Genomic DNA, 10,666 nt, shown 5'->3' with positions numbered 1-10,666 from the left:
GGCGCGGTCGTGCTCGGCGCCGTGGGCGGGAGCGCGGTCGTGCTCGGCGCCGTGGGCGGGAGCGCGGTCGTGCTCGGCGCCGTGGGCGGGAGCGCGGTCGTGCGTGGGGCCGGGCCCGTGGTGGTGATGCTGGTCGGAGCCGTGATCGTGGCCGTGATCGTGCAGGTGACCGTGGCCGTCATCGTGGCCCTGCCCGTGCTCGTGGCCGTGACCGTCATCGTGCCCGTGCCCGTGATGGTGGCCGGTCTCCTGCTGCCGACGGGCCATCACCGGGGTGTGCGTCCCGGTTCCCGTCCCCGCCGCCAGCGCCCGGTCCAGCAGGAGGCCCAGGCCCTCGCCCTTGCGGGCCGAGGTCATGACGATCTCCACGCCGGGATTGACCCGCTCGACGTTGGCGCGGAAGGCGGCCTCGTCGAATTCGACGGCCTGCGCGATGTCGGTCTTGGTGACGACCACCAGCTGCGCCAGCCCGAAGGCGGTCGGGTACTTCAGCGGCTTGTCCTCGCCCTCGGTCACCGAGGCGAGCACCACCCGCAGCGACTCCCCCAGGTCATAGCCGGCCGGGCAGACCAGATTGCCCACGTTCTCCACGAAGAGCAACCGGGTGTCCTCGGGCAGCCAGCCGTCCAGGTGCCGGCCGAGCATCCCGGCCTCCAGGTGGCACAGCCCGTCCGTGAGCACCTGCTTGACGGGTACGCCCGAACGGGCCAGCCGCAGCGCGTCGTTCTCGGTGGCCAGGTCCGCCGTGAGCGCGGCGACCGGTACCGACCGTTCACGCGCCAGGAGCAGTTCGCGCTCCAGGAGCGCGGTCTTCCCGCTGCCGGGGCTGGAGAGCAGGTTGACCACCGTCGTTCCGCGGGCGGTGAGTTCGTCGCGCAGGGCCTGGGCGACGCCGTCGTTCTTGGCGAGTACCGCCTGCCGCAGATCGACCACTCGGCACATGGTTCAGGCCTCCTAGGGAATCGGTTCGCGGGTACGGGCGCCGGCGGTGCCGTCTTCCCAGCGGACGCTGAGGATCTCCAGCTCGCGCCCCGACAGCAGTTCGACATCCGTGGCCCGTCCGCAGCCGGGGCAGCACAGCTCGGGGGGCATCCCGACGGCCCAGCTGCCGGGGCAGGTCCCGCAGCGGGCGCGGGCCGCCACGGACTCGGTGATGAGCTCCGCGCCGTCGAGAACGGTTCCGGCGCAGGCCAGTTCGAAGCAGAAGGCCAGCGCGTCGGGCACCACGCCCGCCAGCTCGCCCACCTGGAGCCGTACGGACGTGACGGCGTGCGCGCCGCCCGCCCTGGCGGCTTCCTCCACCTGGCCCACGACGGCCATGGCGATCGACATCTCGTGCATCGGACTCCGTCCTGCCGGGCTCATTACACCGGTGGGACGGGGGTGCGGCGGTCGGGCACGCCGGTGCGCCGCACCCCCCGTACGCCGTTCGGCGGAGGGGGTGCGGCGGCTGGGGATCACATCCGGCGCATGCGCAGGTAGCGCCTGATGTCGGGGAAGACCTGCATGACGGCGGCGAGGGTGGCGAGGGCAGCGAGGGCGGCCCCGCTGATGACGGCCTTCTTCATGGGGTTCTCCTCAGTTCGCGGCAAGGTGCGCCGGCTTCGTCGGGGGCCGGAGGGTCGAGCAGGTCCAGGGCCATGCGGACGGCTTCGGGTACGGCGGCGGCGACGGGGGCGCTCAGCCCGATCCCCTCCTCGACGCAGGCCGGTTCGCAGCCGAGGACCAGCGTGCGCCGCGGCGGGGTGGCGCCGGTTCCGGCGCACAGGGCGTCCAGGAGCGCGAGGACGGTGTCGGGCGACATGTGGTGGCCGTCGAGGACGGGCCCCTCGCCGGGGCCGGCGGCCTGCGGGCCGTCGCCCGCGGCCGTGCTCGCGCCCGCCTCCGCCTCGATGAGGTAGAGCGTGCCCGGGGCGCCGCCACGGGCGGTGGCGTCGACCAGCACGAGGGTGTCGTAGCCGTCGAGGAGCTGGTAGGCGAGGTGGACCCCGCGGACGCCGAAGTCCACCACCTCCACCCCGTCGGGCAGCCGGTGCGCGGACAGGGCCCGTACGGTCTCCACGCCGAAGCCGTCGTCGCCGAGGAAGACGTTGCCGATGCCGGCGATCAGGACCTTGGGGTTCACGCGTCCTCCAGCAGGGTGACCTCGTCGGGCTGGAAGTAGAGGAAGCGGCCCTGTTCGCGCCGGATGTCCGCGCCGGGGTCGTCCTCGACCGTGACGGCGAGGTGCACTCCCCCGTCGACGTCGTGGAGCACGGCTTCGACCAGGGCCGCGCGGCCGTGGAGGAAGAGGTCCTGGGCGTCGGTGCGGCGCGGTCCGGGGCGGAGCAGGACACGGCTGCCCGGGCCGACGGGGGCGCCGTCGACGGTGATCCGGTCGCGGGCCGGGTCGGCGGTGTCCGCGCCGGCCGGGTCCCACCAGGGGGTGTCCGGCCTGAACACCGCTTCCTCGGCGGGGATTTCGGTGATCTGCTCCGGTCCGTCCGGGCCGGTGACCTCCCGCAGGGAGCGTACGGCGCCGTGCAGGCGCTCCAGCACCTCGGGGGGCAGGGAGTCGGCGAGGTCGATGACGGCGGCCGCCCGGGCGTCGGTGCCGCGCGCCTCGCGCTTCTCCTGGTCGGTCAGGGCCGCCGTGCGCAGGGCGAGGATCTCGTCGATCTCCGTGGCGTCGTACATGGCGCCCGCGCTCTCGGGCGCGATGGCCGGGTGGTCCTCCAGGATGATCGGGGAGGACAGGACCACGTCGGCGCCGCCCGCCTCGCCCGCGAGCACCGGCCAGGTGTGGAGGTTCTCGCAGGCGGCTACGGCCTCCCGGGCCCACTCGGGCGGGTCGGTCATGGACAGGAAGGAGCCGGAGTCGAGGCCCAGCAGGAGGTGGGCGGCGACCAGCGAGCGGGGCAGGGCCGCCCCCCGGTCGGCGGCGACGGCATCGGATCCCACTGCGGCTCCGGACCCGGCTCCGGGGGTCCACGGGCTGTTGTTCTCCACGACGGCCGTGAGTCTGAACACCCGGTAGGCGCCGTCGAGTTCCACGGCGCGCAGCCGCAGCAGGCCCTCGATCTCCTCCGTGCGGCGGACCAGCCGGCCCGCCGTCCGCCCGTCGGCACCGAGGACGGTCTCGATGTCGTCGCGGGCGGGGCGGGTGAAGGGGAGGGTGATGCCCTCACCGGTCAACTCCGCCACCGGGAGGGTCAGTTCGACGCGCTCTTCGGTTCCTTCGTCCCAGGGTACGAGGACCCGGTCGGGCAGGTGCAGCTCGTCGACCTCGGCGAAGCCCCCGCCGTCCAGGGCCTGCTGGACGGTACGCCGCTGCGCGTGCAGGAAGCGCAGCTCCAGAGCGAGCGTCGCGTCGCCCTTCGGCTCCATCAGGACCTCGGTCTGCTGGAAGGCGTGCTCGCCGTGGGCGGGGCCCCACGCGGGGGGTACGAGGACCCCGAACTGCCAGCGCAGCCGGTTCTTGGCCGCGGAGGCACGGTACGGGTAGAGGACGTACCCCTCCAGGAGGACGGCCTCGGCCACCTGTCGGGCGGCGGCGAAGCGCGGGTCCGCGGTGGCCCTCGTCGCCACGGCGGACCCGGTCGCGGTCACGGAGCCGTCGGTCGCGGTCACGGAGCCGTCCTCTCGGTGAGGCGCGGGCGCAGCGCGTGCAGCCGGACGGCCCCGGGCGGGGGCGGCTGCGCGGGATCGGCCGCGTCCAGCAGGGCGCGTACGGTCGCCTCCCAGGAGGCGAGGGCGTGGCGGGAGCGGTAGGCGAGCAGCTCGGCCATGGTGTCGCGGGGCAGCCGCAGCCAGCCGCAGCCGGGGAAGTGCTGCTCGACCATCTCGCGCCAGACGGCCACGGGCATCCGGTACGAGGCTTCGCGGTCCCAGGGCACCGGCTCGACCCGGAAGCCGGCTTCGCCGGTGAAGGCGGTGCCGGAGAACAGCATCAGCAGCGGTACTTCGCCGTCCTGGAGTGCTTCGAAGTAGCGGGTCCCGGCGATGTCCATGTCGTAGGTGCAGGGCACGACGAGGTCCGTCTCGGTCTCCCCGGTGAAGCCGGGCACCATGACCGGCACCTGGGCGAACTGCACGGGCTGGAGCGTGGTGCCCCACCGGGAGCGTTCACCGAACAGGTCCGCGAGGCCCTCCGCCTCGGCGGGGCCGTAGCCGCGCCGGGCCGGTTCGATGCGGATCTGGCAGCGCAGGGCGAGGGCGTGCACGCGGGTGTCCGGGTCGGCGGTGATCCGCAGCCGCAAGACGAGCGTGGGGCCGGCGGCGTACGGGTCGGCCCGCACGCCGGTGCAGGAGAAGTCGAAGCCCGTCATGACCGGTCCCCCGCGGGCGCGACGGGCTTGGCCCGCCGTTCGACGTCGTCGAAGAAGGCACCGAGTGCGGCCCGCGCCTCGGCCCCTCCGTCGAAGCCCTGCCACAGCATCCGCATCCGGCCCACCAGTTCGTAGCAGGCGTCGATGGGCACCAGGTAGCAGCCGGAGCGGCCCTCCCAGCGGTGCACGAGCAGCGCTTCGGTGTCGGGTTCGAGCAGGGCGGCCAGCGGCCCGCCGTCGAGGACCTGCTGCCAGGTCTGCGGATCGAGTTCGCTCTCGGTCGCCCCGGCCGGGCTGGGGTAGAGCGCGACGAGCCGGTCCAGCGCGGCGTTGCGGAAGAAGAAGGCGACGCCGACGGGGATCTGGAGCCGTTCCCACACCCCGTCGTCGAGCCGGTGCTCCGGGTCGGCCAGGTAGCGGTCGGGGACCGCCCGGTAGCGGCCGGTCCGGGTGCCGGGGCGGTCGAAGAGCAGGGAGCAGGCGGTGCAGGCGCAGACCAGTGTCCGCTTCTCGGTCTCCACCAGGTGGCGGTGCCCGGCCGGCACCGCCACCCCGCACAGCTCGCAGGTCTCGGGCCGGGGCGGGCGCGGGCCGGCGAAACGGCGTAGCCCGCGCGGTCCCTGCGGACGGGCGGCGGGCCCGCTCACGACACCCGCGCCGGGCTGTGCGGCCGGGTGCCGATCTGCAGCAGCGCGGGCTGCGGGTCCGGGGCGGGCTCCATCTCCACGCTCGTCACCTCGGGGGCGAAGCAGGCGAGGGTGTCCTCCAGCGTCCGCCGGGCGCTTTCCGCTCCGCCGGGGCCGCAGCCGCAGCCGGTGGGGGCGGCCGCGGGGCGCAGCCGCAGGACACCGGTGGCCTCGTCGAAGCCGCGCAGCTCCACCGGGTCGGGCGCGCCGGCCAGGGCGCGGGCGATCCGGGTGTGCACGTCCTCGGGGTGCAGGCCGTGCAGGGAGAGCAGGCTCGCCACGAGTTCGTCGTCCGCGGCGGCCGCCAGCGGGCCGTCCCCCAGCTTCGCCGCGATCCGGGCGAGTCCGGCGCCGTAGAACTCCATGAGTACCCGCACGAGTTCCTCGGCGGCCTCGCACGCCTCGCGGTTCCCGGTGGCGGCCAGCCGGTCGAGTACCTCCTCGACGCGGCGGCCCGCCTCCCGGGCGTCGACGGCCGCGCTCATCCGCCCAGTCCGCTCAGGCCGGTGGGGACGTGCATGGTCTTCACGGTCTTGCCGCCGCCGACGTACATGTGGACGCCGCAGGGCAGACAGGGGTCGAAGCTGCGCACGGCGCGCATGATGTCGATGCCCTTGAAGTTCTCCGGGGTGTTCTCCTCGAAGATCGGGGTGTTCTGCACGGCGTCCTCGTACGGTCCGGGCGTGCCGAAGGTGTCGCGGGTGCTGGCGTTCCACGGAGTCGGCGGGTAGGGGTGGTAGTTGGCGATCTTGCCGTCGCGGATGACCATGTGGTGCGAGAGGACGCCCCGTACGGCCTCGGTGAAGCCGACGCCGATGGACTCGTCCGGCACCTCGAACTTCTCCCAGGTCTGGGTGCGGCCGGCGCGGACCTCGGCGAGGCCCTTCTCGGCGCAGTGCAGGGCGATACCGGCCGCGTACGCCTGGAAGTACGTGCGGGCGCGGTTGCGCTCCAGCGCGTTGCTCCACTTCGGGATCTTCCACTCGAAGCGGGTCTCGGGCTTGGTCATCGTGCGGGGCAGGTTGATGACGACGCTGTGCCCGGTGGCCTGGACGTAGCCGACGTCGACGAGGCCGGAGAGGGCCGTGGACCACAGGCGGGCGATGGGGCCGCCGCCGGTGTCGAGGGCGAGGTGGTCCTTGCCGTCGAACCAGCGGGGCGACATCACCCAGCTGTACTTGTCGTCGAAGTTGCGCTTCTGCGGGGCCGGGATGGTGTGCTGGTTCCACGGGTGGCGGGGGTCGACGGGGTTGCCGAGCGGGTCGTGCGTGACGAACTGCTCCTTGCCCTCCCAGTCGTCGTAGTACGAGCTGCCGAGCAGGATGCGGATGCCAAGGTTGATCTGCGTGAGGTCGTTGGTGACGAGTTTGCCGTCGACGACGACGCCCGGGGTGACGAACATCTTCCGTCCCCAGTCGGTCATGTTGGCGTAGGTGAAGTCGCAGTGCTCGGGGTCGTTGAGGGCGCCCCAGCAGCCGAGCAGCACCCGGCGGCGGCCGACCTCCTCGTAGCCGGGCAGGGCTTCGTAGAAGAAGTCGAAGAGGTCGTCGTGGAGCGGGACGACGCGCTTCATGAACTCGACGTACCGCATGAGGCGGCTCATGTAGTCCGTGAAGAGCTGGACGGAGGCGACGGTGCCGACGCCGCCCGGGTAGAGCGTGGAGGGGTGCACGTGGCGCCCCTCCATCAGGCAGAACATCTCGCGCGTGTACCGGCTGACCTGGAGGGCCTCTCGGTAGAACTCGCCCTCGATGGGGTTGAGGGAGCGCATGATGTCGGCGATGGTGCGGTAGCCGTGGTCGCCGGCGTGGGGGGCCTCGGTGCGCTCGGCCAGTTCCAGGACGCCGGGGTTGGTCTCGCGGACCATCTTCTCGCAGTAGTCGACCCCGACCAGGTTCTCCTGGAAGATGTTGTGGTCGAACATGTACTCCGCGGACTCGCCCAGGTTGATGATCCACTCGCCGAGGTGCGGCGGCTTCACGCCGTAGGCCATGTTCTGCGCGTAGACGGAGCAGGTGGCGTGGTTGTCGCCGCAGATGCCGCAGATGCGGCTGGTGATGAAGTGCGCGTCGCGGGGGTCCTTCCCGCGCATGAAGACGCTGTAGCCGCGGAAGACCGACGAGGTGCTGTAGCACTCCGCGACCCGCTTCTGCTTGAAGTCGATCTTCGTGTGGATGCCGAGACTGCCGACGATCCGGGTGATCGGATCCCAGGCCATCTCCACCAGGCCGCTGCCGTCGCCGGCCGCCTTCGTGTTCGCTGCCATCGTGTCTGCCGTGACCCTTCTTCGGTGCGTTCGGGGCGTGTCTGCGGGGAGGGTGGGGGGAGCAGGGCCGTCACCAGGGCGGGCGGTAGCCCGTGGTGAGGCTGCGGCCGGCCCGCCGCCACTTCGGCTCCTCGTCCACGGTGTGGGCGGTGACCGACCGGAGCTTGCGGACCAGGGCCCCGTACGCCCCGCTCGCGGTGACGGAGACCTTCGCGCCGGGGGGCTCGTCCATGAAGGGCATGAACTTGTCGGGGAAGCCCGGCATGGTGCAGGCGATGCAGATGCCGCCGACGTTGGGGCAGCCGCCGATGCCGTTCATCCAGCCGCGCTTGGGGACGTTGCACTTCACGACGGGTCCCCAGCAGCCCAGTTTGACCAGGCACTTCGGGGAGTCGTAGGTGTTGGCGAACTGGCCCTGCTCGTAGTAGCCGGCGCGGTCGCAGCCCTCGTGCACGGTCGCGCCGAACAGCCAGGTGGGGCGCAGCTTGTCGTCGAGGGGGATCATCGGGGCCGAGCCCGCCGCCTGGTAGAGCAGGTAGGTCAGGGTCTCGGAGAAGTTGTCCGGCTGGATGGGGCAGCCGGGCACGCACACGATGGGGATGCCGGCCTGCGACTTCCACTCCCAGCCCAGGTAGTCGGGCACGCCCATGGCACCGGTCGGGTTGCCCTCCATCGCGTGGATGCCGCCGTACGTGGCGCAGGTGCCGATGGCGACGACGGCGAGGGCCTTGGGGGCCAGCCGGTCGATCCACTCGCTGGTGGTGATGGGCTGTCCGGTGGCCGGGTCGTCGCCGAACCCGCACCAGTAGCCCTCGGGCTTGATGGACTCGTTGGGGATCGAGCCCTCGACGACCAGGACGAACGGGTCGATCTCGCCGCGCTCGCCCTTGAAGAACCACTCGATGAAGGTGTCCGCGCCGCCGACCGGACCGCATTCGAAGTCGATCAGGGGCCAGTGCACGGCGATCTTGGGGAGACCCGGCAGAGCGCCGGTGACGATCTCCTCGATGCTCGGCTGCATCGCCGCCGTCAGGGACACGGAGTCGCCGTCGCAGCTCAGACCCGCGTTGATCCAGAGGATGTGGATGACGGGGTCTTCGACCGGGTCCTTCGTCACTGCGGCCATGCGCTGCCTCCTCGGGGAGGGGATCTGGGTGTGAGGGGGTCGGGAGGCGGTCTGCCTCAGCCCCACGTTTCTTGCTAACAGCTGCCGGGGCCGGGCGCCGCGTCTGGTACGGCCAGTCCAGTGACGCCGCGCCGGTCGGCGGCGGCGCGGGTGAGGTGGGGCGGGGTGCTAGCGGGGCGCTCCTTGCGTACGAAGGCGCGGCGCAGGGCGTGGTAGGAGGCATCCGGGTCGAAGAAGGTCCGCCGCATCCGCGCCAGCTCGGCGGCCCGGTAGGCGGCCAGCGGGCGGCGCGCCTCGTGGAGCTCGCGGGCGGCCTTCTTCGCGGCGATCCGGGACCCGGTGGCGGGCAGGGCGGCGAGCCGGACCGCGAGGTGCTGCGTCTCGCCGGGGAAGTCCCCGGGTGCGCAGGAGACCGTGCGGTCGACCAGTCCCAGCCGGTGCGCGGCGGCGGCCCCCAGCGGCAGCGCCTCGGAGGTGAGGCGCACCGCCAGGCTGGAGCCGACACGGCACGGCAGGGTGTATGTCCAGTACTCGGAGCCGTACAGCCCCATCAGGCGGTAGTGCGGGTTCAGGACGACGCCGGAGCGGCACCAGACCTCGTCGGCGGCGAGGGCGAGCATGGCGCCGCCGGCGGCGGCGTTGCCGCCGAGGGCGCTGACCACGAGGCGGTCGGTGGTGGTGAGCACGGCCTCGACCAGGTCGTCCATGGCGTTGATGTTGGCCCAGGACTCCTCGGCGGGGTCGTCGGCGGCCTCGATGACGCCCAGGTGGATGCCGTTGGAGAAGAAGTCGCGGCCGCCGCCCAGGACCAGGACGGTGGTGGGGCGGGCGCAGGCGGTCCGGTACGCCTCCAGCAGGCGGCGGCAGTGCGAGGTGCTCATCGCGCCGCCGGGGAAGGAGAACGTCAGGAAGCCGGTCTGGCCCTCCTCGTGGTAACCGATGTCGGACCAGGTGGGGCGGTTCGGGCCGCTGTCCGGCGGGGCGGGGAGTTCGGGGAGCGGGGGCAGCCGGTCCGCGAGGGCGAGCGTGGCGGGGAGCCTGGGGGTGGGCGGCGCGTCCGGCGTCCGGGGGGCGCGCAGCTCCGGGATCCAGACGGCCCCGTCGGCCGTGGCCCGGCAGACGGCGCCGGCCCGGGTGGCGAGCAGTTCGCCGGGGCGGCCGCGCAGGTCGTCCTCGCGGTGTCCGCCGTGCAGGTACCACTCGCCTCCGAGCAGGTGGTCGCGTACGCCGGGCTGCGAGTCGGCGGCGCGCAGGACCCGCAGGACGCGCTCGGTGGTGTCCGCCTCCCAGTCGATACGGCGCTCGTCCTGGCGCATGAGCGGCCGGGCCAGGCCGCCTTCCTGGGGGCGCGGGACGTACGCCCCGGAGGCGAAGCGCTCCACGGCGAGCAGGACGGCCTCCAGCGCGGCGTCGGCGATCTCGCCGCGGTAGAGGTCGCTCTTGCCGACGGGTGGCACCGGGCAGTCGGCGGTGGCCCAGACGTCTCCGGCGTCCATCTCGGCGTTGGCCTGGAGGACCGTGACGCCCCATCGGGTCTCGCCGCCTTGGACGGCGCGGTCGAGGGAGGAGGGGCCCCGGTCGCCGACGGGTCCCGGGTGGACGACGAGGCAGGTGTACGCGGCCCAGACCTCCTCGGGGATGGCGGTGCGCAGCATCGGTGCGAGGACGAGGTCGGGGTGGTGCCGGCGTACGGTGTCGGCCAGCGGGGCGCCGGGCGCGGCCAGTTCGACCGCCACCCGGTGGCCGTGGTCGCGCAGTTCGGCGTGGACTCGCTGGGTGAGGCTGTTGAACGCGCTCGCGACGAGCAGGACGTACACGTGGTCTCCCGGCGGCGGCCCGGAGCCGCCGCGGTCGCGGTGCCCGGCCTGGTCGGCGGCTGGTGACCGGAGCGACCGGCCGCCTGCGATGCTCGGCCACGGCGGGGCGGCCGCGGCCGAGGCCGTGCGGCGTTGTCACTCGAAAGCGCGGCGTGGGCGCCCGCTCGGCCCATCCGCTCCCGCGGCGGGTGGCAGTCCGGGTCGCGTCCCGGGCCCGGATCTTCGCCCTTCCGCTCCCGCGGCGGGTAGCAGCCCGGAGCACGCCCCGGACCCGGATCTTCGCCCTGCCGGGCCGGTGTGCTGGGGCGCTGCCCCAGACCCCGCGCCTCAAACGCCGGCGGGGCTGGAGTGGTGCGGGCCGGTCGCGGGGCCGGGCAGGGGTGTCTCCTCGGCTCGCGCGTGACTAGCCTTCTCGGTTGTGCTCGGTGGTTGCGCGCTCGTCCTGCGGGGACACCCCTCCCCGT

General features: G+C 73.3%; 10 protein-coding genes and 1 pseudogene. All 11 read right to left on the bottom strand.

Features of this window, described 5'->3' with window-relative positions; translation table 11 throughout:
* Window positions 1-120 precede the first annotated feature (120 nt).
* A pseudogene (gene hypB, locus ACFWFZ_RS26445) lies at window positions 121-942 on the bottom strand (hydrogenase nickel incorporation protein HypB); the annotation flags it as partial.
* Between the two features lie 12 nt (window positions 943-954).
* Complete coding sequence (locus ACFWFZ_RS26440; protein WP_387125468.1) at window positions 955-1,341, bottom strand: hydrogenase maturation nickel metallochaperone HypA; 387 nt, start codon at window positions 1,339-1,341, stop codon at window positions 955-957.
* Between the two features lie 116 nt (window positions 1,342-1,457).
* Window positions 1,458-1,568 carry a DUF6893 family small protein gene (locus ACFWFZ_RS26435; protein ID WP_387125467.1) on the bottom strand — a complete coding sequence of 37 codons (111 nt, stop codon included), beginning with the start codon at window positions 1,566-1,568 and terminating at the stop codon, window positions 1,458-1,460.
* The gene (locus tag ACFWFZ_RS26430; protein ID WP_387125466.1) at window positions 1,565-2,125 is read right to left on the bottom strand and encodes a hydrogenase maturation protease; all 561 of its coding nucleotides are present in this window, start codon (window positions 2,123-2,125) and stop codon (window positions 1,565-1,567) included. Before ACFWFZ_RS26430 ends, ACFWFZ_RS26435 begins: the two co-directional genes overlap by 4 nt.
* Window positions 2,122-3,588 (bottom strand): hypothetical protein, encoded by a 1,467-nt coding sequence (locus tag ACFWFZ_RS26425; protein WP_387125577.1) that lies wholly within the window; start codon window positions 3,586-3,588, stop codon window positions 2,122-2,124. Before ACFWFZ_RS26425 ends, ACFWFZ_RS26430 begins: the two co-directional genes overlap by 4 nt.
* Window positions 3,589-3,605: 17 nt before the next feature.
* The gene (locus tag ACFWFZ_RS26420) at window positions 3,606-4,307 is read right to left on the bottom strand and encodes a DUF6084 family protein (protein ID WP_387125465.1); all 702 of its coding nucleotides are present in this window, start codon (window positions 4,305-4,307) and stop codon (window positions 3,606-3,608) included.
* Complete coding sequence (locus ACFWFZ_RS26415; protein ID WP_387125464.1) at window positions 4,304-4,954, bottom strand: DUF5947 family protein; 651 nt, start codon at window positions 4,952-4,954, stop codon at window positions 4,304-4,306. Before ACFWFZ_RS26415 ends, ACFWFZ_RS26420 begins: the two co-directional genes overlap by 4 nt.
* Window positions 4,951-5,478 (bottom strand): hypothetical protein, encoded by a 528-nt coding sequence (locus ACFWFZ_RS26410; protein ID WP_387125463.1) that lies wholly within the window; start codon window positions 5,476-5,478, stop codon window positions 4,951-4,953. The genes ACFWFZ_RS26415 and ACFWFZ_RS26410 overlap by 4 nt, the downstream gene beginning before the upstream one ends.
* Entirely contained in the window at window positions 5,475-7,259 is a 1,785-nt protein-coding gene (locus ACFWFZ_RS26405; RefSeq protein ID WP_387125462.1) for a nickel-dependent hydrogenase large subunit, read from the bottom strand. Before ACFWFZ_RS26405 ends, ACFWFZ_RS26410 begins: the two co-directional genes overlap by 4 nt.
* A 70-nt stretch (window positions 7,260-7,329) precedes the next feature.
* Entirely contained in the window at window positions 7,330-8,385 is a 1,056-nt protein-coding gene (locus ACFWFZ_RS26400) for a hydrogenase expression protein HypE (RefSeq protein WP_387125461.1), read from the bottom strand.
* 74 nt (window positions 8,386-8,459) lie between these two features.
* Window positions 8,460-10,202 (bottom strand): enoyl-CoA hydratase-related protein, encoded by a 1,743-nt coding sequence (locus ACFWFZ_RS26395; protein WP_387125460.1) that lies wholly within the window; start codon window positions 10,200-10,202, stop codon window positions 8,460-8,462.
* Between the last annotated feature and the right edge of the window lie 464 nt (window positions 10,203-10,666).

It is taken from the genome of Streptomyces sp. NPDC060232 (assembly GCF_042726555.1).
Lineage (GTDB): Bacteria > Actinomycetota > Actinomycetes > Streptomycetales > Streptomycetaceae > Streptomyces.
This window is presented reverse-complemented; position numbering and strand designations above follow the sequence as displayed.